This is a genomic window from Streptomyces sp. NBC_01525, from assembly GCF_045040405.1.
In the GTDB taxonomy this organism is placed as follows: Bacteria; Actinomycetota; Actinomycetes; order Streptomycetales; family Streptomycetaceae; genus Streptomyces; species Streptomyces benahoarensis.
Genome location: NZ_CP109397.1, coordinates 282,542 through 304,580, shown reverse-complemented (window position 1 = coordinate 304,580; position 22,039 = coordinate 282,542). Strand labels below are relative to the sequence as shown.

Sequence of the window (22,039 nt, the reverse complement as noted above, 5' to 3'; positions counted from 1 at the left end):
CAGAGCCGTGCGGCCGCTCTTTGACAGGCCCGCGGATTTCCCCGAAGGTGAGCGAAGAACGGAATACCGGTACCTGGCCGGGCTGCGAGGAAACACCCGTTCACCACCGGAAACCGGAGAGATGCACCGACTGCCCCGCCCGCACGACCCCCGTACGCCATCATGAGCCCGGCCGGTGACGACGGCCGCACCGGCACCGCGCGCGGCCCGCGGCAGGCGGTGGCCGGTGTGGTGCGGGTGCTCTCGCCGCGCGGGTCGCTGACCCTGCTCCCGGTGGACGGAGCGTTCGCCTTCGCGCTGCGCGCCGCGCTCGCCATGGCGCTTCCGGCGCTGGTCCTGGCCGCGACCGGCCGGACCGAACAGGCCGCCTACGCCATGCTCGGCGCCTTCACCACCACCTTCGGCCGCAACCTGCCCTACGGGAGGCGCGCCCGCGCCCTGGCCCTGGTCGCCCTCGCCATGACGGCGTGCGTGGGCGGCGGCTCGGCGCTCGCCGCCTGGGCCCAGCACCGGGCGGACGGCGTCGGCGCCGCCGTGGTGGTCGCCGCGATGGCCCTGGTCGCGGGCACCGCGAAGTACGCCTGCGATGCCGCGCGGCTGGGCGGGCTCGGCGCGGTGCTGCTGCTCTTCGCCTTCGCCGCGGCGGCCAACGGCGCGCCCGCGCCCGCCGATGTCCTTCCGCGCACCGCGCTGGCCGCCGCGGGCGCGGCCCTCGCCTGGGTGCTGGCCGTGGTGGGCCGGTTCGTCCACCCCGACCGCCCGCAGCGCCTCGCGGTGGCCGCGGCGCTCCGCGCGCTCGCCGACCTGTGGGACGCCCCCGCACCGGACCACGACGGCCGACGGCGCCACCGGGCGACCGCCGCCGTGCTCCGCGCCCACCACGCCCTCGGCCTGCCGCCGCGCGCGGCGGGCGGGGAACGCCACGGCGAGGTCTGCGTCCGCCTGACCGATCTGTCCTGGTCGCTGCTGATCGGCTCCGCGACCCGGCCGCCGGACGCCCCGACGCTGCTCGCCCGTCGGCTGCGTCGCCAGGCCCGGGTCCTCGCGGACCGGCGCCGCCGCGTCCCGCCGCTGCTGCTGGACCCGGCGTCCTGGGCGGCCGACGCCCGGACCGGCCCGGCCACCGAGGCGCGGACGCCATCCGGACCGGCGGGCGCCGTTCCGTCGCGTTCCGCCGAACTCCGCGCCGCCGAACTCGTCGCGGGCCGCCACCCCGGCGGCCCCGGCCACCGCTCCGTCCTGCTCGTCCCGGCGCTGCGGATCGCCCTCGGCACCGGACTCGCGGGCGGCGCCGCGCTGGCGCTCGGCCTCGGGCACGGCTACTGGGCCGCGGTGACGGCCGCCGCGGTGCTGCACTCGATCAACGTCCGGACGGCGACGCAGCGCGCCGTGCAGCGGACCCTGGGCACGGCCGCCGGGCTGGTGCTCGCCCTGGCGATCCTCGCCCTGGAGCCGGGCCCCGGCGCGCTGGTCGCGGTGATCGTGGCGCTGGAATTCCTGCTGGAGTACGTCGTGCCGCGCAACTACGGCCTGGGCGTGGTCTTCCTGACGCCGCTGGCGCTGCTGATGACCGACCTGACCGCACCGCAGTCCGCCGGAACGCTCGTCGCGGACCGGGCACTCGCCAGCGTCCTCGGCATCGCCGTCGGGCTGCTCTGCGGGCTGCTGGTGGTCCATGACCGTGCCGTGGTGCGGGCGGACCGGGCGCTGGCCGCGTGCACGGCGGCCGCCGCGCGGGCCGAGCAGGTGCTCGCCGACGGCCGGGCGGCGGCGTTCCCGGACGCCCAGGCGCGGCTGGCCGTGACGGTGGTCGAGCTGCGGGAGGCGGACGACGCCGCGGCGGGCGAGGTGTGGCAGGCGGAGATCGACCCCGCCGAACTCGCCGCCGCGGAGGGCCGCGCCCATCTCCTCCTGGAGCGCTTCGCCCAGGTCTGAGCCAACCGGACGGGCCCGTCCCTCACCCCGCGGGAACGATCGTGACCTTCAGATCAGTGGGGGCGGGCGGGCGAGCCGGGACGGGCCGGGGCCGGCGGCCCGGGCGGGCGTGGCGCGGGAGGTGGCCCGCCCGGGCCATCCGTGAGAGGTCCGGCGCACCCGTTGCCGGGCCCCGCAGCCCTCGGCGCGTCGCCCGACTGCGCCCCGTACCGGGCACGGATACGCTGACCCCGTTCCATGCGTTTTGTGCAATGCGGATGCTTTGGTCCGCTGGAGGGTTCGCCGCCCCCGTCACCTCCCCGTACCCCCGCCGGGAGCCACATGGTCACCTCGCAGTCCGTCGTCATGCCGCCCGCCCGCGCCGCCGTGTTCCTCGTGGCGACCATCGCCCCCGGCGGCGAGGCGGTCGTCCGGGACGTGCTCAAGGGCCTGGCGGGGCTGGTCCGCTCGGTCGGCTTCCGGGCGTCCGAAGCGGCCCTGACCTGCGTCGCCGGGATCAGCTCCGCCGGGTGGGACCGCCTCTTCGACGGCCCGCGCCCCCGCGAGCTGCACCCCTTCCAGCCCCTGCACGGGCCCCGCCATCACGCCCCGGCCACCCCCGGCGACCTCCTCTTCCACCTCCGGGCCGCCCGCCCGGACCTCTGCTTCGAACTGGCCCGGCTGCTCACCGACCACCTCGGCACCGCTGTCACCGTCGTCGACGAGGTCCACGGCTTCCGCTACTTCGACGCCCGCGACCTCCTCGGCTTCGTCGACGGCAGCGAGAACCCCACGGACCGGGCGGCCGCCGACGCCGTGTACACCGGCGACGAGGACCCGCCGTTCCGCGGCGGCAGCTATGTGATCGTGCAGAAGTACCTCCACGACATGGCCGCCTGGCAGGCGCTCACCGTAGAGGAGCAGGAGCGCGTCATCGGCCGCACCAAGATGGCCAACGTCGAGCTGGAGGACGACGTCAAACCCGCCGACTCGCACGTCGCGCTCAACACGGTCGTCGACGCCGACGGCACCGAACGGAAGATCCTCCGGGAGAACATGGCGTTCGGCCGGGTCGGACAGGGCGAGTTCGGCACCTACTTCATCGGTTACGCGCGCACCCCCGAGGTGACCGAGCGGATGCTGGACAACATGTTCCTCGGGGATCCGCCGGGCACCACCGACCGCATCCTCGACTTCTCCCGCGCCGTGACCGGCGGCCTGTTCTTCGTGCCCGGCGCCGACTTCCTCGACGACCCGCCCGCCCCGCCGACCGGCGCCGTCGCCTCCGGCGGCTCCCTGAACATCGGCAGCCTGAAAGGAGCCTGAGCTCCATGACCGCCATCACGACGCCCTGCGGCACCGACAACCTGCACCGCGAACTCGCCCCCCTCACCCCGCAGGCATGGGCGGAGATCGAGGAGGAGGCCCGCCGCACCTTCCGCCGCCACCTCGCCGGGCGCCGCGTCGTCGACGTCCCCGACGCGGGCGGACCGGAACTCGCCGCCGTCGGCACCGGCCACGCCTCCGGTATCGAACCGCCCGCCCCCGGCGTCACGGCCCGGCTGCGCGAGTCCCGGCCCCTCGTCGAACTGCGCAGCTCCTTCACCGTCACCCGGGCCGCCGTCGACGACGTCGAGCGCGGCTCGCAGGACTCCGACTGGCAGCCCGTGAAGGACGCCGCCCGCGCCCTGGCGCTCGCCGAGGACCATGCCGTCTTCGACGGCTACCCGGAGGCCGGGGTGGAGGGACTGCGCTCCCGCAGCTCCAACCCGGTGCTGCGGCTGCCCGCCGAGGCGCGCGACTACCCCGACGCGGTCAGTGGGGCGCTGACCGCGTTGCGGCTGGCCGGGGTCGACGGCCCGTACGCGCTGCTGCTCGGCGCCGACGCCTACACGGCGGTCAGCGAGACCTCCGACCACGGCTACCCGATCGCCGCGCACCTCGCCCGGATCCTGGACGGCAAACCGATCTGGGCGCCCGCCGTCAACGGCGCGTTCGTGCTCTCCACCCGTGGCGGCGACTTCGCGCTCCGCCTCGGCCAGGACGTCGCCATCGGCTACACCGCGCATGACGCACACGGCATCGAGCTGTACCTCCAGGAGACGCTGACGTTCCTGACCTACACCGACGAGGCCGTCGTCGTCCTGGAGGCCCCGGACACGCCCTGAGCTCCGGACGGCCTCCCTGCGGGCCTCGTCCTCCTCGCGCGCACGAACAACCTCCGCCGTGCGGGACGGGGCCCCGGCCGACCGGGGCGCGTCGTACCCCTACCGCTTCGCGACGGTTTCCTGACAACTCCCTGACACCGGCGGGCAAGTGTGGGCGCGGTCCATCGGGGCGAGTGCCCCGAGCCGTACTGGAAGGTGCCCCCGTGATGTCGTCCCGCCGCCTCCCGTCTCTCGCCGCCCGGATCCTCGGCGCGGTCCTCGTCCTGTCCGCGGTCCCCGCCCCCACGGCCACGGCCGCCGGGCCCCCGGGACCCGCCGCCGCGCCGACCGTCCGGGCGGACGAGGTGATGCCGCATCTGCGGGCCCTCCAGCAGATCGCCGACCGCAACGGCGGCAACCGGGCGCACGGCACACAGGGGTACGCGGACTCGGTCGCGTACGTGCGCAAGGCGCTGGACCGGGCCGGCTTCCACACCGAGCTGCGCCGCTTCTCGCACGGCGGCGCAGCCGGCTACAACCTGATCGCCGACTGGCCGGGCGGCGATCCGAAGCATGTGCTGTTCACCGGCGCCCACCTCGACAGCGTCAAGGAGGGGCCGGGGATCAACGACAACGGTTCCGGCGCAGCGGCGGTCCTGACCGCAGCCCTGCGGGTGGCCGACGCCGGGCTGAAGCCCACGCGGCACCTGCGTTTCGCCTGGTGGGGAGCGGAGGAAGAGGGACTGGTCGGCTCCGCGGACTATGTCCGCAAGCTCTCCGCCGACAACCGGAAGGCGATCGACGTCTACCTTAACCTCGACCAGGCGGGCAGCAAGAAGGCCCAGCAGTGGCTCGTGGTGCACGACAACGAGCACGGCGAGACCGAGGCCCAGCAGGCGTTCGAGGCATGGTTCGCCGCCCGGGGAATCAGCACGTTCGACATCGGGGTGGGCGGCTCCGACCACGAGTCGTTCGGGAACGCCGGCATCCCCTCGTCCGGCTTCAGCACCGGCATCTCGGACTGCATCCACGAGGCGTGCGACAACCTCGCCAATGTCGACCCCAAGACCGAGACGACCAGCACCAACGCCCTGCTCGGCGTGGTCTGGAAGCTCGCCGCCACCGCCCGCCACTGACCCTCCGACCCGGAAAGCAGAGATGCGCAGACCACTGAGCCGGCACCGCGGCGCCACCGCCGTGCTGACGACCGCGACCGCCCTCACTCTCGCCCTGACGGCAGCCCCCGCCTCGGCCGCGACCGGTATCGGCGACCCGTACTTCCCCGACGACGGCAACCCCGGCTACGACGTGACGCATTACGACGTCCGTATCGCCTACGACCCGGCGCGCACCGACCATCTGGACGGCGACACGACCGTCACCGCCCGCGCCACCCACGCGCTGGACAGCTTCACCCTGGACCTGAAGGGCTTCACGGTTGCCTCGGTCACGGTGGACGGCACACCGGCGACGTCGTTCTCGCGGTCCGGGGCCCACAAACTGGCCGTCGTCCCGGCGCACCGGGTGGCCGGCGGCGCCACGTTCGCGGTCCGGGTGAAGTACGCCGGCAAGCCCGACGCGGAGGGCTGGCACACCCTGAAGGACGGCGGCGCGGACGTCGCGGGCGAACCGCACTCCGCGACCTCCTGGTACCCCTCCAACGACCACCCGTCCGACAAGGCCACCTTCGCCCTCACCGCGACCGTCCCCGAGGGCTGGACCGCCATCGGCAACGGCCTGCCCGGCCCGACCACCACCGAGGGCGGCAGAACGACCTTCCGCTGGCACGAGGACACGCCGATGGTGACGTATGCCAGCACCGTCGCCATCGACAAGTTCACCGTCCACCGCACGAAGCTGCCCGACGGTACGCCGCTCATCACGGCCTACAGTCCGGGCACCACGATCGACCCGAAGTCGGAGGCCCAGCAGGGCGAGGTCCTGGCGTTCCTGGCCTCGAAGTTCGGCCCGTATCCGTTCTCCTCGGCGGGCGGCATCGTCATCGGCGCGTCGGTGGACGGCGTCGGCCCCGGCGCCCTGGAGACGCAGAGCCGGCCCACCTACTCCGGAGCGGTCAACGACGTCGCGGCGTCGCACGAGGTCGCCCACCAGTGGTTCGGTGACAGCGTCTCGATCACCGACTGGCGCAACGGCTGCCTCAACGAGTGCTTCGCCCAGTACGCCACCCAGTTGTGGTTCGAGCACCAGGGCTCCGACCTCGACAAGGGCTATTACGCCGGCTCGATCGACGATCTCAAGGACGACCCGTCGTTCTGGTCCATGAAGCTCTACGACCCGGGACCGGGGAAGGAACTCGATCCTGACCTGTACGAAAAGGGCGCCCTGATGCTCCACGCGCTGCGGCGGACCGTCGGCGACGACGCGTTCTTCGACACCCTCCGGCGCTGGACCCACGACCACGCGTACGGCAACGCCTCGTTCCCGCAGTTCGAGGCGTTGGCGGCGAAGGTGTCGGGCAAGGATCTCCAGGGCTTCTTCGACGCGTGGGCCCACGGGACGACGATCCCTCCGAAGCAGTACCTCTACCCGGGCGGTCTGGGCGCACTGAACCGCTCGTAGCGCACTGCCGGGCGGCGGGGCGGGCCGGGCGGGCCGGGCGGCGGGGAGTGTCCCCGGCCCGGCCCCGTTGGATCACGACCCCCTACGCGCCTGCTCCCGTACCGCTCCCGTGGACCTCTCCGGCCGGTGGCCCCAGGCCCCGGCCGACCGCGCCCGATGCCGCCCGACCGGCGCTTTGTATGCTCGTCAGGGCAAGCCGAGCCATCCCGGCAACATCGCGGTCGAGAGGAAACACCATGACCACCGAGCTGAGCGCCGCCCCCCTCAGCGAGCTCCTTGACCAGGCACGACGTGACTACAAGGACCTTGCGGGGCGCGGGCTCGCCCTCGACCTGACCCGCGGCAAGCCGGCGCCGGAGCAGCTCGACCTCTCCGAGGACCTGCTCAGCCTGCCCGGCGGACGGCACACCGCCGCCGACGGCACCGACGTCCGCAACTACGGCGGCCTCCAGGGCCTCCCGGAGATGCGCGCACTCTTCTCCGACGTGCTCCAGGTCCCCGTGCCGCAGCTCCTCGCCGCCGGTAACTCCAGCCTGGAGCTGATGCACGACAGCCTGGTGCACGCCATGCTCAGCGTCCTGCCCGGTGCCGAGTCCCGCTGGGTCGACCAGGAGCGCATCGCCTTCCTCTGCCCGGTCCCCGGCTACGACCGCCACTTCGCACTCTGCGAGCGCTTCGGCATCGACATGATCCAGGTGCCGATGACCGCCGACGGCCCCGACATGGACACCGTCGAGCGCCTCGTCGCCGAGGACCCGGCCGTCAAGGGCATCTGGTGCGTCCCGAAGTACAGCAACCCCGACGGCGTCGTCTACAGCGACGAGACCGTCCGCCGCCTCGCCGCGATGCCCACCGCCGCCCCGGACTTCCGGATCTTCTGGGACAACGCCTACGCCGCCCACCACCTGACCGACGAGCAGGTCGAGATCGCCGACCTCCTCGCCGCCTGCGAGGCGAGCGGCCACGCCGACCGGGCCTTCGTCTTCGGCTCCACCTCGAAGATCACCGCGGCCGGTGCCGGTGTCGCGTTCTTCGGCTCCTCGCCCGCCAACGTCTCCTGGCTGCTTGCCAACAACAGCAAGCGCTCGATCGGCCCGGACAAGATCAACCAGCTCCGCCATGTGCTGTTCCTGCGCGACGCGGACGGTGTGCGCGCCCACATGGAGCGCCAGCGCGCCGTGCTGGAGCCCAAGTTCGCCGTGGTGGCCCGCATCCTCGACGCCGAGCTGGGCGGCACCGGCCTCGCCGGGTGGACCTCCCCCAAGGGCGGCTACTTCGTCACCCTCACCGTGCCCGACGGCTGCGCCAAGGAGGTCGTCCGCCGCGCCGCCGAGGCCGGGATCGTGCTGACCCCGGCCGGTGCCACCCACCCGTACGGCGACGACGCGCGCGACGCCGTCATCCGCGTCGCCCCCAGCTACCCCGGCCTCGCCGAGCTGGAGGCCGCCATCCACGGCCTCGCCGTCTGCGTGCGCCTGGTGGGCTACGAGCAGCGCGCCGCCGCGCAGAACTGACGTACCCCCGTCGGCAGGACACGGGCCGGGCCCGCCGCGAGCAGAGCGCGGCGGGCCCGGCCCGCGCCGTACCGTCTCAGCCACCCAGCAGCCCCCGGGCGTACGCCGCCTGCCCCACGTGCTGGAGATCGTCGGAGACCACGCTGATCAGCCGGGTGGCGAGCGTGACGGGCGGGTCCCACGACCGGTCGATCACCTGCGTCAAGTCCTTGACCTGGAGACCTTCGACGAAGCGGAGGGTCACCGCGCACACCGCGTCGTGGTAGCCGAGCAGCTGGCGCGCCGTCAGATCGCGGACCGCCGCCACCTCCCGCCGGGAGTGGCCGTATCCGGTGTCCGACGCGGGCAGCGTCAGCCCGAAGCGGTGCGCCCAGCCCTGCGCCGTCCACACCTGCTCGGTACCGGCCGCATCGGCGAGGTGATCGTCCTGGACCCGGGTGAGGTGCCACACCAGCCAGCCGACCGGATTGCCGCCGCCGGGCGACGCGGCCAGCTCCTCGGGCCCCAGCCCGGTGACGACCTCCTCGACGGTCTCCCGGACCCGGCCGAAGGCGTCGATGAGCAGGTCCGTTCCGGCGCTCATACGCGGCTCCTGAAAGAAGAGGCGGGACCGGGCACGGCGCCGGGCCCCGCGGGGACGGCCCGTTCCATGATGCGCGGGCACCGTCCGGGCCACCACCGGGGGAACGCCACCACCCGGTCGCGCACCCTACGTGCCCCTTGGGTTACCACGTGTGGCGAGCCCCGGCGTGCGCCCATAGCTTCGCCTCATGGTGAAACGACAGCTGACAGTAACCGGCTGCCTGGTGACGATGCTGGTCACCTGCGTGGCCGCCGCCCCGCCCGGCCAGGCCGACCCCTCGCACACCGTCCACCCGGGTGAGTCGATCCAGAAGGCCGTGGACGCCGCTGAGCCCGGCGACACCATCCGCCTCGCCCCCGGCACGTACCGCGAGAGCATCCGCATCGACAAACCGGGCCTGACGCTGCGCGGCGAGGGGGAGCGCACCGTGCTGCGGCCCGCCGCCACGCACTCCGTGAACGACTGCGGCAAGGACGGCAACGGCATCTGTGTCCTGGGCCGCCCCGGCCACCGCGTCGCGGACGTCGCGCTGCGCTCCCTGACCGTGGAGGGCTTCCGCAAGAGCGGCGTCTGGGCCGCGCAGACCGACCGGCTCAGCGTCCGCGACGTCACCGCCCGCCATATGGGCCAGTGGGGCATCGCCCAGCAGGAGTCCGTCCGGGCCACGCTCCGCGGCAACACCGCCACCGGCAACGGCGACGCCGGGATCTTCCTCGCCAACACCGTCGACGAGGAGGGCGGCGCCCTCGACACCCTCGGCACCGACATCCGCGAGAACACCGTCACCGGCAACCGCATCGGCATCACCGCCCGCCGCGTCCGCCACCTCGACGTGGCCGACAACGACATCACCGGCAACTGCAGCGGCGTCTTCGTCGTCGGCGACGAATCCCGCCCCCGCGGCGGCGCCCTGAGCGTCCGCGGCAACAACGTCTTCGAGAACACCAGGCACTGCGCCGCCACCAAGCGGCTGCCCGCCCTCCAGGGCTCCGGCATCGTCCTCACCGGCGCCGAGGACACCGAGGTCACCGGCAACCTGGTGCGCGGCAACGTCGGGGACTCCCCACTGGCCGGCGGCATCGTCCTCTTCCACAGCTTCGTCGGCGTCCGCAACGAACGAAACGACGTCCACGGCAACATCCTGCTCCGCAACAAGCCTGACCTCGCCAACCGCGACACCGCCACCAGCAACCACTTCAGCCACAACGTGTGCCGCACCTCGCAGCCCGCGGGGCTGTGCTGACCCGCGCACGGCACCTCACCAGGAGAGACCACACGCCATGACCACCGTCAGTGCCCAACCCCAGCCCCCCGCGGAGCAACCGCCCGCACCCCAGGCGGCGATGCGGCTCCGGGAGATCATCTTCGGTGCCGCGCCCGCCGCCGCCGTCCGCGCCGCCGCCCGGCTCGGCGTCGCCGACGCCCTGGGCGACACCCCTGCAACCGCCGACGAACTCGCCGCCGCCGTCCGCACCGAACCCCGCACCCTCGCCCGCCTGCTGCGCGCCCTGACCTGCTACGGCATCTTCACCGAGACGGACGTCAACACCTTCGCCCACACCGACATGTCCCGCCTGCTGCGCGACGACACCACCAACAGCCTCCGCCACATCTCCCTGTGGTGCACCGAACCGTGGACCTGGCAGGCATGGCCGCTGCTCGACCAGGCCGTCCGCTCCGGCGGCAGCGTCTTCGACACCCTCTACGGCAAGGACTTCTTCACCTACCTCCACCAGGACGCCCGCGACTCCGCCCAGATCTTCGACCGGGCCATGACCACCTCCAGCCGGCAGTCCGCCCGGGACGTCGCGGCGCTCCTCGACCTCTCCGACGCCGCCACCGTCGCCGACATCGGCGGCGGCCAGGGCCATGTCCTCGCCGGTCTCCTGGAGAAGCACCCGCACCTCAAGGGCACCCTCGTCGACCTCCCAGCCGTCGTCGCCGACGCCGACCCGCGGCTGCGCGACGGCGGCCCGCTCGCCGGCCGCGCCACCGTCGTACCCGGCGACTGCCGCACCGTCATCCCCGTCCGCGCCGATGTCTACCTCATCAAGAACATCCTGGAATGGGACGACGAGTCCACCCGCCGCACACTGCGGAACGTCATCGACGCCGCCGCGCCCGGCGCCCGCGTCGTCATCATCGAGAACCTTGTCGACGACAGCCCGTCGATGAAGTTCACCACCGCCATGGACCTGCTGCTGCTCCTCAACGTCGGCGGCGCCAAGCACACCAAGGACAGCCTGGTGCACCGGATGACCGAGGCCGGGCTCGTCCTCCACGACATCCTGGAGGTCAACCCGTATCTGCACGCCTTCGACTGCACCGTCCCGCACTGACGCGGCCGCGCCGCCGCCACCGCAACGGGCCGCCCGCCGGGGAACTTCCCCCGGCGGGCGGCCCGTTGCGGTGGCGGCGGCCGGTCAGCCCAGGCCCTCGCGCTCCCACCGGTAGAACTGGTGGGCCATCGCATCCTTCGGCCCGCGCCAGGTCTCGGGGTCGTACGGGCTGACGAACGACGACAGCCGGTCGCTGATGGAGCGGAACTCCGGGTGCGAGGTCACCTTGGCGATCTCCGGTCCGGGCGGCTGCTCCGACTCGATGAGGTGCAGATACACGTCGCCGAACTGGAACAGCGTCCGCCGGGTGACGCCGACCAGATGCGGCAGCTCCGTCCGGTCGGACGTGGCGAACACATCCGCGATCTTCGGCGCCGACTCCGGAGCCATCCGGGCGACGATCAGTGCGTGGTGCATCGGTCAGGTACCTTTCCCGCCGCCCTGGGGGGTGGCGTGGCGAACGCGGGCCTGCGGCCCGTCAGTTGGCAGGGACGGAGGCGCCGCGCAGCTCCCGGGCGCGCTGCTCGATCTTGTCGCGGATCAGCTCCAGCTGGATGCGGGAGTTGCGGTTGATGTGGTCGGTCATGCCCTGGTCGTCGACGGGCGCCTGCGGCTTCATCGCGAAGTCCTGCGTCCAGTGCATGGTCGTGCCGGTCTTGTTCGGCGCGTACGTCCAGTGGATGTCCATGTGCTCGAACGGGCCGGTCTCGACGCGGCGCGCCCGCACGCTCAGGGCCTCGCGGTCGGTGGTCCGCTCCGACACCCAGCTCCAGACCTTGCCGTTGTCGTCCGGATGCATCGTCAGCCGGAACGTCGTGCTGTTGCCCTCCCGGGAGAGGATCTCGACCGATGCGTACTCGCTGAAGAGCTGCGGCCAGTTCTCCAGGTCGTTGGTCACCTCCCAGACCAGGTCGAGCGGGGCGGCGATGGTGATGGCGTTCTCGGTGTGGCCGGGCATGTCAGGCTCCTGTCGGGGATGCGGTGTTGACGAGGTCGAGGAAGTCGCGGGGGGAGCGGCAGCGTTCGGCGTCCTCCGGCATGGGGTGCGCGAAGCGGTTCTCCAGCTCACCCACGATGCCGAGCAGGCCGAGCGAGTCGAGACCCAGCTCGGCGAACGGCACGTCGGGGCGGGCCGCCATCTGCTTCGGGTCGACGGTCACGCCCGCGGCCGACTTCATCAGCGCGGACAGTTCGTCGAAGGTCAGTCGGTCGGTCATGGCAGTTCTCCTTCTCATGAGGGGGAGCCGTCGGCCCGCCGCAGCACCAGCGCCGCGTTCGAACCCATCAGCCCCCGGCTCAGGACGAGCGCGGTGCGCAGCTCGGCGGGGCGCGCCCAGCCGGTCACCACGTCCAGGTCGTGGCAGACGTCCACGACGTTCGGCGTCGGCGGCACCACCCCGTGCTCCAGGGACAGCACCGCCGCCGCCGTGTCCAGGACCGGGGCGCCGCAGTACGCCCGCCCCGTCCCGGTCTTCGGCGCGGTCACCGGCGTCCGCGCCGCGTGCCCGCCGAGCGCGTCGGCGAGCGCCAGGGCCTCGGCGCGGTCGGCCGCCGGAACGCCCAGCGCGTCGGCGAAGACCACATCGATCTCCTCCGGGGCGCACTCCGCCTCCGCCAGCGCGACCTCGATCGCCCGCGCCAGTCCGGCCCGGGACTCCGCCCACCGGGACGCGCCGGTGAACGTCGCCCCGTGCCCCGCGATCACCGCGCGCACCTCCGCGCCCCGCTCCCGCGCCGTCCGCTCCTCCTCGACGACGAGCATCGCGCCGCCCTCGGCGGGCACGAACCCGCAGGCCCGGGAGGTGAACGGCCGGTAGGCGCGGTCCGGGTCGGGCACCAGGCTGAGGTCCTCGTACCCGAGCTGGCAGACGATCGAGTACGGCGCCAGCGGCGCCTCCGCGGCGCCCACCACCACGGCGTCGGTGCCGCGCGCGAGGGTGCGGGCGGCGTGCGCCAGCGCGTCCAGACCACCGGCCTCATCGCTCGCCACCACCCCGCACGGCCCCTTGAAGCCGCCGCGGATGGAGACCTGACCGGTGCTCGCCGCGTAGAACCACGCGATCGACTGGTACGGGCCGACATGGCGCGGCCCCTGGCCCCACAGGTGCTGCAGCTCCCGCTGGCCGAACTCGCCGCCGCCGGAGCCCGCGGCGGTCACCACGCCCACCGCGAACGGCGAACGGTCGTCGTCGGGCACCAGCCCGGCGTCTTCCAGGGCGAGGTCCGCCGCCGCCATCGCGAAGTGCGTGAAGCGGTCCGTCTGGACCAGGAACCGCTCCTCCACCAGCCCGCCGGGGTCGAAGTCACGGACCTCGCCCGCCACCTTCAGCGGCAGCTGCCCGCAGCCTTCGCGGGTGACGCGGTCCAGGACGCTGATGCCCTCCCGGGTCGCCTTCCAGAACGGTTCGGTGCCGGTGCCGTTGGGGGCCACCACACCGATGCCGGTGACGGCGCAGCGGCGTCGCTCACCTGCGCTCATGACGCTCTCCCTCCCGGGTCCGTCAGGACCACGGCGGACTGGAAGCCGCCGAATCCGCTGCCGACCGACAGCACGGACCGCAGTCGGGCCTCCCGTGCGGTGCGCGGGACGTAGTCCAGGTCGCATTCCGGGTCCGGCGTCTCGTAGTTGGCGGTGGGCGGCACCACCTGATGGGCCAGCGCCAGCACCGACGCGACGATCTCGATCGCGCCGATCGCGCCCAGCGAATGCCCCACCATCGACTTGATGGAACTCATCGGTACCTTGCGGGCGTGCGCCCCCAAAGACCGTTTGACCGCGGCGGTTTCATGCCGGTCGTTCTGTTTGGTGCCCGACCCGTGCGCGTTGACGTAGTCGACCGCCGAGGCGTCGAGCCGGGCGTGGTCGAGGGCGTGGTTGATCGCCTCGGCCATCTCCAGCCCCTCCTGCGTCAGCCCCGTCATGTGGTACGCGTTCCCGAAGGTGGCGTAGCCGCCGATGACGCAGTGCACGGTGGCGCCGCGGGCCCGGGCGTGCTCCAGCTCCTCCAGGACGAGGACGGCGCCGCCCTCGCCCATCACGAACCCGTCGCGGTGCGCGTCGAACGGCCGGGAGGCGTGCTCCGGGTCGTCGTTGTTCGCCGACGTCGCCTTGATCGCGTCGAAGCACGCCACCGTGATCGGGGAGATGGGGGAGTCCGACGCGCCCGCGACGCACACATCGGCCCGGCCCTCCTCGATCGTGTGGAACGCGTACCCGATCGCGTCAAGTCCGGAGGTGCAGCCCGTCGACACGGTCTGCACCGGCCCGTGGGCGCCCACCTCCTCGGCCACCGCGGACGCCAGCGAGCTGGGCGCGAACGCCCGCTCCAGGTACCGCCCGGACGGCCGGTGGTCGACGTCCCAGCGGGAGCCGGAGGCGCTGACCGCCACGTAGTCGTGCTCCAGCCGGGTGGTGCCGCCGACCGCGGTGCCCAGTGACACCCCGACCCGCCACGGGTCCTGCGCCGCCATGTCAAGACCGGCGTCGCGCAGCGCCTCGGCGGCCGCGACCAGCGCGAACTGGACGTACCGGTCCGAGCGGGCGATCTGCTCGCCGGTCAGCCCGTGGGCCACCGGGTCGAAGTCGCACTCGGCGGCGATCCGGGAACGGAACCCCGTCGCGTCGAAGAGTGAGATGGCCCGGGTCGCCGTGCGCCCGGCGGACAGCAGGTCCCAGAAGGCGGGGACCCCCACGCCGCCCGGCGCCACGATCCCCATGCCGGTGACCGCGACACGGCGGCTCATGAAACCGCCTCCGTTCGTTCGGGTGGGCCCGCCTGCGCGGCGGTCCCGGACCCCTCGGTGACCTCGGTATCCACGTGTCCCAGCTCCGGACGCGGCGCCAGCGGGCCCAGATGGAACACCATCCGCGCCTGGACGTCCCCGACGTTGCGGAAGCGGTGCCGCATCCCGAGGGGGATGAGCAGTGCCTGGTCCGGCACCAGCGGGAACGTCTCGTCGTCCAGGTCGACCTCCAGGGCGCCGTCCACGACGTAGACGAACTCCTCGGAGTAGGGGTGGTAGTGCTCGCCGATGCGCTCGCCCGGCTCGACGAGGGCCAGGCCCATGAAGCCGCTCGTGGCGCCTACCGCGCTGGGCGTCAGCATCGCGCGCAGATCACCTCCGCGCCGGCGGTTGGGCTGCGTCTCGCCGAGGTCCACGATGCGTGGGCGGTGGGTGCTCATGGCTGTCTTCCTCCAGATGGTGCGGACGGTGTGGGGCGCCGCCCCCGGCCGCGCGGCGGCGGGCGGCGAGCCGGTGCGGTCAGGGCCGCGGGGACCGGCGGTCGGTGATGAGCCGCATGTCGCAGCGGGCGAGGAACCGGGCCAGATCGCGGTCGTCGGACAGCTCACCGGCCTCCCCGGTGTCCAGCAGCCGCCGCAGCACAACGGTCTTGCGGGACCCGCGCACCCCGAGCACCGCCGCCGGATCGCGCTCCGGGGGAGCGGTCAGGTCGACGAGGCGGACGACGACGTCGTCGCGCTGGAAGACGGTGCTGGCGGCGACGGGGCTCGCCGGATCGTCGGCCGCCGCCTCGTCCTGCTGCGCCAGCAGCCGCGCCAGCGCCATCCCGCAGCCCTCCCGGGCCGGGTAGAACAGCGCGTGGCGGGAGACGTCGGAGGGCGCCGCGGTACCGGCCGCCACATGGTGCACGGCGGGCAGCGCGGCGCGGGTGAAGAACATCCGCGCCGAGTTCGGGTCCGCCAGGTCCCGGTCCTGTTCCAGGTACGGGTTGATCGCCTCCTCGACCCGCTGGATCTCCGGCTGCCGGGCGATGTACCGCAGCGCGGCGACCAGATCGCCCTGCACCTCGACGGCCCGCACCACGCGGTTGCCGTGCAGGAAGAGGGAGGTGCGCAGCAGTCGGGTGGTGTCGTCGACCTGCGCCTCGGGCGAGGTGTAGCCGGCGAGGATCTCCGCCACCCGCGGTTCGCTGCCCGGCTTGACGGTGAACGTCAGGGCGTGCCGGACGATGCCGTCGCCGACGCGGGGGGAGGAGGGGAAGCGGCCCTTCACGGGCTCGGGGGTGGCGTCCGCACCATGGGCGGTCTCCCGCAGCACGCTGAACCGCAGCGAACGGGTGTCACGGACACAGCCGTGCAGCGGCTGCACCATCTCGACGTGCTCCTCACTGTTGACCCAGGCGAGGAACGGCGGAGCGCTCTCCCATTCGCTGGTGATCAGCCACTGCGAGGGGTTCTCGATGGACTGGCACAGCTGGTCGGAGAGGTGACCGGGGACGGAGGCGACCTGATTGCAGAGATGTTCGTACGCTTCGAGGAAACGCTGCTGGGCGCCGTCGTGAAGGTCCAGGAGGAGAACGACCCGCAGGCGCGAGCCGTCGAAGGCGGACTGAGATATTCGTTCCGACACCATGGTCATCGGCTTCGCAACTCCTTGCGTGCGGCAGATCGTGTGACGGGCCATCAGGCCCGGTGCGCCGGGGCGTGGTGCCCAGCGCTCGCCGACGGTCCCGCTCCTGGGGGGGCCGTCTTGTCGATCGTGAACGGGTCCCACGGGGCGCGCGAGATCTGTGACCCATGCGGGTGAAGCATGATCGAATCGCCTGTCATCAGGGGAAATCCAGCCCGTACGCACCGCCGTAGGAGCTGGAGCACGCAATGAAATCAACGGCATCCGTCAGGGTTCCGGTACTCGTCGTCGGCGGATCCCTGGTGGGTCTGTCGGCCTCGTTGTTCCTGGGACGTCTGGGCGTCGAACACCTCTTGGTGGAGCGGCACTCGGACACCTCGCGTCACCCGCGTGGACGGGGCAACAACGTCCGCACCATGGAGCTGTACCGCACCGCCGGGGTCGAGGACCGCATCCGCGAGGCGGCATCCGTCCTCGCCGACAACCACGGCATCCTTCAGGCACCCTCCCTGACGGGTGAGGAACAGCAGTGGCTGTTCCGGGAGATGGACCCGGGTGGCGGGCTGGCCCGCTTCAGCCCCGCCGGCTGGTGCCTGTGCAGCCAGAACGACCTGGAGCCGGTCCTGGTGCGCGCCGCCCGCGAACTCGGCGGCGATCTGCGCTTCTCCCACGAGATGCTCTCCTTCGACCAGGACGCCGACGGAGTGACGGTCCTGGTCAAGAGCAGCGAGACCGGCGAGCACCTGACCGTGCGCGCCGACTACCTCATCGCCGCCGACGGCCCCCGCAGCCCCGCCCGCGACCGCCTCGGCATCGCCATGGCCGGGCCCGGCGCCCTCTTCCACAACGTCAGCATCACCTTCCGCGCCCCGGGCCTGGCCGAGGTCGTCGGCGACCGTCACTTCATCGCCTGCTACCTCACCGACCCCGACGCCGACGGCGCCCTGCTGCCCGTCGACAACCACACCCACTGGGTCTTCCACGCCCCCTGGCATCCCGAGAGCGGCGAAACCCTGGAGGACTTCACCGACGCCCGCTGCGCCGACCACATCCGCCGCGCCACGGGCGCCCGCGACCTGGCGATCGAGATCACCGGTAAGGCCCCGTGGCACGCCGCCGAGCGCGTCGCCGAACGCTACGGCTCCGGCCGCGTCTTCCTCGCCGGGGACTCCGCCCACGAGATGTCGCCCACCGGTGCGTTCGGCTCCAACACCGGCATCCAGGACGCCCACAACCTCGCCTGGAAACTCGCCGCCGTCCTCGACGGCTCGGCCGGACCCGGTCTGCTGGAGAGCTACGAGGCGGAGCGCCGCCCCGTCGCCCAGGAGACCAGCGCCCGCGCCTCGGCCCGCTCCGCCGAACACAGTCACCCCGGCTACGATCCGGCGCCCTCGGCCGCCGGAGCGCGCCAGAAGGGCGTCCTGACCGTCGCCCTGGGCTACGCCTATCCACGCGGCGCCGTGGTGGACGCCGCCCCGGACCTGCCCGTCGTCCCCGACCGCATGCGGCTCACCGGCGCCCCCGGTACCCGCGCCCCGCACCTGTGGCTGCGCTCCGGCGCCACCCGCCGCTCCACCCTCGACCTCTACGAGCGCTCCTTCGTGCTGCTCACCGGCTCCGCGGGTGCCGCCTGGCGCATCGCCGCCGCCGCGGTCGCCGCCGCCTGGCCGCTCCCCCTGGAGTGCTATGGCGTCGGCGACGGCCCCGGGGACGACTTCACCCCCGAGGACGGCGCCGACTGGGCCGAGACCCACGGCACGACACCCGGCGGCGCCGTCCTGGTACGCCCGGACGGCTTCGTGGCGTGGCGGGCCCCCGGCCCCGTGGACGATCCGGAGGCGACCCTGCGCGACGTCCTGGGGCAGCTCCTCCACCGCACCTGACGGCGCCCCGCACGCGCCCGCACCCGACGGCGCCCGCCACGGCCCACCCGGCCGCGGCGGGCGCCGTCGCGTGCGGAGAGGGGGGACGGCCCGCCGGAAAGCGTTCAAGTCGCCTTTGCGGAAGAAAATTTGACGCTACGTCAGATAGGCTCCCGCTCCGCGGCTCCGAGGCGTGGCGAGACGGCGACGGAAGCGCGGTGAGGGGGCTCATGCCGCGGGGGTGAGCCGGGATTACCCCACCGAGGTGACGTGCGGCGGCGCCCGACGCCGTCGAACGGGTGATGAACGGGCCCCGGGCCACTCGATGAGCCCACGGTGTCGCTCGAATGCGGCCCTCTCCGGTGGTGCGCCCCCGGATTTCGGATGACGGTGATCACGTCGCCACCGCGAATCCGATGCGCCGACGACCTGTCAGCCTTCGCGGTGCCGTACGTGAAAGGACACACGTTTTCATGCGCACTTCCCGCACCCTGTTCGCCTCGGCCGCCATCAGCGCGGTCCTCGCCGTCACGACCCCCGCCGCGTACGCGCTCACCGTCGCGGGCGACGGGAACGACGGCTCCTCCCACTCCAGCAGCGAACGCCGCGACAACGACCACGACAAGGGCGACCACGACAAGGGCGACCGCGGCGACCGCGGCGACCGCGGCGACCGCGGCGACCGCGGTGACCGGGGGGACCGCGGTGACCGCGGCGACCGCGGTGACCGGGGTGACCGGGGCGACCGCGGTGACCGGGGCGACCGGGGCGACCGCGGTGAGCACGGTGGCCGCGGTGAGCACGGTGGTCGTGGTGAGCACGGCGACCGCGGTGAGCACGGCGGTCGTGGTGAGCACGGCGACCGCGGTGGCCGCGGCGACAACGGTGACCGCGACCGCGACAACGGTCCGCGCGGTGGCATGCACACCGGTGGTGGCTTCCTCGCCAAGGTGATGGGCGACGACGAGGGCTCCGGCCGCGACCACGACAAGGGCGACAAGCACAACAACGGTGACCGTGGGGACCGCGGTGACCGGGGCGACCGTGGGGACCGGGGCGACCGCGGTGACCGGGGCGACCGTGGGGACCGGGGCGACCGCGGTGACCGGGGCGACCGTGGGGACCGTGGCGAGCACGGTGACCGTGGTGGCCGCGGCGAGCACGGTGGTCGCGGCGAGCACGGTGGTCGTGGCGAGCACGGTGACCGTGGGGACCGTGGCGAGCACGGTGGCCGTGGTGAGCACGGTGGCCGCGGCGACAACGGTGACCGCGACCGCGACAACGGTCCGCGCGGTGGCATGCACACCGGTGGTGGCTTCCTCGCCAAGGTGATGGGCGACGACGAGGGCGGCCGCGGTGACCGCGGTGACCGTGGCGACCGCGGCGACCGTGGGGACCGTGGCGACCGTGGGGACCGCGGTGACCGCGGTGAGCACGGTGGTCGTGGCGAGCACGGTGACCGCGGTGAGCACGGTGGTCGTGGCGAGCACGGTGACCGCGGTGAGCACGGTGGTCGTGGCGAGCACGGTGACCGGGGCGAGCACGGTGGTCGTGGCGACCGCGGTGACCGGGGCGACCGCGGTGACCGGGGCGACCGCGGCGACCGCGGCGACCGCGGCGACCGTGACAACGGTCCGCGCGGTGGCATGCACACCGGCGGTGGCGCCATGGCCCTCTCCGGCAGCGGCCTCGCCGCCGGTTCGGTCCTGCTCCTCGGTGGCCTCGGCGCCGGTGCGTACGTCCTGCGCCGCCGCAACTCCGGTGCGGCCGCCTGACCCCTCCCGCCCGGCGTAGATCGCTGAGCTGTCGCGGCCACCGTCCTCACCGACGGTGGTCGCGGCGCTTGCGTTTCGCCCTTACGGCCACCCCGTACGCGCGGCGGACGACGCGGCAGACCGGAAACCACCGCCCCGGCGCGCCGCCCCGCCCGATCCGTACGCGGACGGCCCCGAACAGCTCACCTCGTGTGGAAGAAAGGCACGTTCGATGGCTCCCGCGACTCCTCCCCGGCATCAGCCTCCGTCGAAACCGCGTCAGACCGGCGCCGCTCCCCGCCCGTTCGCCCGGGCCCTGATGTGGCCGGCGGCGGCCGTGGGTATGGGGGCCCTGCTCGTCTTCAACTCCCTCGACACCTCGGCGGACTCCAAGGCGCCCACCCCGCCCGCGGCCGTCGCGCCCGTGGCGCCGAACGTCGCCGTGCCGACGACCGAACCGAAGACCCCCGCGGAGCTGCCCCGCTCCGCTCCGACCCGCATCCGCATCCCGGAGATCGGCGTCGACGCGCCGTTCACCCCGCTCTCCCTCGGCCCCACCGGCCAGCTCAACGCCCCGCCGCCGAACAACAGCAACCTCGCCGGCTGGTACAAGAACGGCGCCGCCCCCGGCGAGAGCGGCTCCGCCATCGTCGCCGGACACGTCGACACCAAGACCGGCCCGGCCGTCTTCCTCCAGCTCGACGCGCTCAAGAAGGGCAACACCATCGACATCACCCGCACCGACAAGACCGTCGCGACCTTCACCGTCGACGATGTCGAAACCTTCAGCAAGACCGGATTCCCCAGCGACCGGGTGTACAAGGACACCCCCAACCCGCAACTCCGGGTGATCACCTGCGGCGGCGCCTACGACAAGGCGGCCAAGGACTACACGGACAACGTCGTGGTCTTCGCCCATCTGACCTCGTCGAAGAAGGCGTCCTGAGCTGAGCCGAGCTGACCCGAGCGGATTCGGCGCGGGGGGAGGGCGGGCCTTGTGGCCCGCCCTCCCCCCGGTGTGGCCGGGGGCTTCGGTGCGGCCGGGCGGGTGGTGTGGCCGAGCACGGTGGTGTGGACGGCGGGCGGTGTCGCCGCCGCGGCCCGTCCGGTGGCCGCCTTGCAGGTCAGTCCGGTGCCCCGCCCCAGTCCGGGCCGACCCGTTCCCAGGCGCGTTCCCACTGGGTGTCGCGCCGTCGGTCCAGCAACAGAAGGGCGCCGCGCGCCGCCCCGAGGAGCAACAACGCGCCGGACGAGGCCGCCACCATCCCCACGGCGACGCCCTCCGCCTGCGCCCGCGACGGGTCCGCCGCGTCGCGCAGCAGGTGGCCCGAACGGTCCAGCCGGGCCGTGGTGTGCGCCCCCGCCCGCGCCCCGGCCGGGACCGCGACCCGGCCGTGCCGGACCGAACCGTCGGGCGCGGTCCACCGCACCGTCGCACGGGCCCGCGCCCCGGCCGCGGTGGCCGCGTCCACCCCGATACGCGCCGGGGGATCCTCGGTCAGCACGGCCCGGACGCTGTGCGTGCCCCGGGTGAGCGGGTCCCGGGCCTGCACCGCGTGCGCGGCCACGACGCCCACGGCCGGGGCGCCCACCGTGATCAGCACCGCGGTGACCGGCATCAACCAGAACTCCGCCAGATCCGTCCCGCGCCGCAACGGTCCCCGCCGCACCCGCCTTGCGCCCCACATCGCCCGCTCTCTTCGCGTCGCCCACCCGGCCCCCTCCGCCGACGGTCGCACGTCCTGCCCCCGCCCGGATCCCCCGAACGGCCCGGTCGCCCTCCCGAGCCCCGCCACCCGAGGTGTACGAAGCGTGTACGAGCGCGGCGCCCGCGCCGTGCGGGCATCGCGTACGGCGCGGGCGCCGGGGCGCGGCCGGTGCGACGGTGCCAAGGCCGGGAGGTGCGTACGGCTTCCGGGGCACACGGCTCAGAACGACGCGGCCCCGGCCCGGTCCAAGGCGTACCGGCACAG

At 73.5% G+C, this 22,039-nt stretch carries 21 protein-coding genes; 11 read left to right on the top strand and 10 right to left on the bottom strand.

The features are described 5' to 3' along the window. Positions 1-162: 162 nt before the first annotated feature. The 6 genes from OG422_RS01330 (at position 163) to OG422_RS01305 (ending at position 8,155) form a co-directional block, all read left to right on the top strand. Positions 163-1,935, top strand: coding sequence for an FUSC family protein (locus OG422_RS01330; protein ID WP_405738684.1), 1,773 nt, complete (start codon positions 163-165; stop codon positions 1,933-1,935). A 321-nt stretch (positions 1,936-2,256) separates the two neighbouring features. Further along, positions 2,257-3,240 carry a Dyp-type peroxidase gene (locus tag OG422_RS01325; protein ID WP_405738682.1) on the top strand — a complete coding sequence of 328 codons (984 nt, stop codon included), beginning with the start codon at positions 2,257-2,259 and terminating at the stop codon, positions 3,238-3,240. A gap of 5 nt (positions 3,241-3,245) precedes the next feature. Beyond that, the gene (locus OG422_RS01320) at positions 3,246-4,082 is read left to right on the top strand and encodes a family 1 encapsulin nanocompartment shell protein (RefSeq protein ID WP_143941906.1); all 837 of its coding nucleotides are present in this window, start codon (positions 3,246-3,248) and stop codon (positions 4,080-4,082) included. A 206-nt stretch (positions 4,083-4,288) separates the two neighbouring features. Beyond that, complete coding sequence (locus OG422_RS01315; RefSeq protein WP_405738678.1) at positions 4,289-5,197, top strand: M20/M25/M40 family metallo-hydrolase; 909 nt, start codon at positions 4,289-4,291, stop codon at positions 5,195-5,197. A 22-nt stretch (positions 5,198-5,219) separates the two neighbouring features. Next, positions 5,220-6,641 (top strand): M1 family metallopeptidase, encoded by a 1,422-nt coding sequence (locus tag OG422_RS01310; RefSeq protein WP_405738675.1) that lies wholly within the window; start codon positions 5,220-5,222, stop codon positions 6,639-6,641. Positions 6,642-6,877: 236 nt separating this feature from the next. Continuing rightward, positions 6,878-8,155: an aminotransferase class I/II-fold pyridoxal phosphate-dependent enzyme gene (locus OG422_RS01305; RefSeq protein WP_405738672.1), complete on the top strand. Its 1,278-nt coding sequence runs from the start codon at positions 6,878-6,880 to the stop codon at positions 8,153-8,155. 76 nt (positions 8,156-8,231) lie between these two features. Here OG422_RS01305 and OG422_RS01300 read toward each other — a convergent pair whose 3' ends face one another. After that, a complete protein-coding gene (locus OG422_RS01300; protein WP_405738669.1) occupies positions 8,232-8,738 on the bottom strand; it encodes a DUF664 domain-containing protein in 507 nt (168 codons plus the stop codon). A gap of 187 nt (positions 8,739-8,925) precedes the next feature. Between OG422_RS01300 and OG422_RS01295 the strand changes: the two genes are divergently transcribed. Further along, a complete protein-coding gene (locus OG422_RS01295) occupies positions 8,926-9,981 on the top strand; it encodes a nitrous oxide reductase family maturation protein NosD (RefSeq protein ID WP_405738666.1) in 1,056 nt (351 codons plus the stop codon). Positions 9,982-10,018: 37 nt separating this feature from the next. Beyond that, a complete protein-coding gene (locus tag OG422_RS01290; RefSeq protein WP_405738663.1) occupies positions 10,019-11,077 on the top strand; it encodes a methyltransferase in 1,059 nt (352 codons plus the stop codon). 84 nt (positions 11,078-11,161) lie between these two features. Here the strand turns inward: OG422_RS01290 and OG422_RS01285 are convergent, their stop codons facing one another. The 7 genes from OG422_RS01285 to OG422_RS01255 form a co-directional block, all read right to left on the bottom strand. Further along, positions 11,162-11,494 carry a TcmI family type II polyketide cyclase gene (locus tag OG422_RS01285; RefSeq protein WP_143941912.1) on the bottom strand — a complete coding sequence of 111 codons (333 nt, stop codon included), beginning with the start codon at positions 11,492-11,494 and terminating at the stop codon, positions 11,162-11,164. Between the two features lie 61 nt (positions 11,495-11,555). Next, positions 11,556-12,035 (bottom strand): SRPBCC family protein, encoded by a 480-nt coding sequence (locus tag OG422_RS01280; RefSeq protein ID WP_143941913.1) that lies wholly within the window; start codon positions 12,033-12,035, stop codon positions 11,556-11,558. Position 12,036: 1 nt separating this feature from the next. Next, a complete protein-coding gene (locus OG422_RS01275) occupies positions 12,037-12,294 on the bottom strand; it encodes a phosphopantetheine-binding protein (protein WP_405738660.1) in 258 nt (85 codons plus the stop codon). Positions 12,295-12,308: 14 nt separating this feature from the next. Then, positions 12,309-13,556 (bottom strand): beta-ketoacyl synthase N-terminal-like domain-containing protein, encoded by a 1,248-nt coding sequence (locus OG422_RS01270; RefSeq protein WP_143941915.1) that lies wholly within the window; start codon positions 13,554-13,556, stop codon positions 12,309-12,311. Continuing rightward, positions 13,553-14,821, bottom strand: a complete 1,269-nt coding sequence (locus OG422_RS01265) for a beta-ketoacyl synthase (protein ID WP_143941916.1) — start codon at positions 14,819-14,821, stop codon at positions 13,553-13,555. The genes OG422_RS01270 and OG422_RS01265 overlap by 4 nt, the downstream gene beginning before the upstream one ends. Next, positions 14,818-15,261, bottom strand: a complete 444-nt coding sequence (locus OG422_RS01260) for a cupin domain-containing protein (protein ID WP_143941917.1) — start codon at positions 15,259-15,261, stop codon at positions 14,818-14,820. Before OG422_RS01260 ends, OG422_RS01265 begins: the two co-directional genes overlap by 4 nt. A 79-nt stretch (positions 15,262-15,340) precedes the next feature. Then, the gene (locus OG422_RS01255) at positions 15,341-16,459 is read right to left on the bottom strand and encodes a SchA/CurD-like domain-containing protein (protein ID WP_143941918.1); all 1,119 of its coding nucleotides are present in this window, start codon (positions 16,457-16,459) and stop codon (positions 15,341-15,343) included. A gap of 239 nt (positions 16,460-16,698) precedes the next feature. Between OG422_RS01255 and OG422_RS01250 the strand changes: the two genes are divergently transcribed. Then, complete coding sequence (locus OG422_RS01250) at positions 16,699-18,333, top strand: FAD-dependent oxidoreductase (RefSeq protein WP_405738654.1); 1,635 nt, start codon at positions 16,699-16,701, stop codon at positions 18,331-18,333. Positions 18,334-18,473: 140 nt separating this feature from the next. On the opposite strand, the gene OG422_RS01245 is transcribed toward OG422_RS01250, so the two are convergent. After that, the gene (locus tag OG422_RS01245) at positions 18,474-19,964 is read right to left on the bottom strand and encodes a hypothetical protein (protein WP_405738652.1); all 1,491 of its coding nucleotides are present in this window, start codon (positions 19,962-19,964) and stop codon (positions 18,474-18,476) included. Between OG422_RS01245 and OG422_RS01240 the strand changes: the two genes are divergently transcribed. Both OG422_RS01240 and OG422_RS01235 read left to right on the top strand, forming a co-directional pair. Beyond that, positions 19,959-20,087, top strand: coding sequence for a hypothetical protein (locus OG422_RS01240; protein WP_285229399.1), 129 nt, complete (start codon positions 19,959-19,961; stop codon positions 20,085-20,087). The two genes, OG422_RS01245 and OG422_RS01240, sit on opposite strands and share 6 nt — an antisense overlap. A 211-nt stretch (positions 20,088-20,298) precedes the next feature. Then, positions 20,299-21,012 (top strand): class F sortase, encoded by a 714-nt coding sequence (locus OG422_RS01235; protein ID WP_405738648.1) that lies wholly within the window; start codon positions 20,299-20,301, stop codon positions 21,010-21,012. Positions 21,013-21,190: 178 nt separating this feature from the next. Here the strand turns inward: OG422_RS01235 and OG422_RS01230 are convergent, their stop codons facing one another. After that, complete coding sequence (locus OG422_RS01230; protein WP_405738645.1) at positions 21,191-21,685, bottom strand: hypothetical protein; 495 nt, start codon at positions 21,683-21,685, stop codon at positions 21,191-21,193. Positions 21,686-22,039 lie beyond the last annotated feature (354 nt).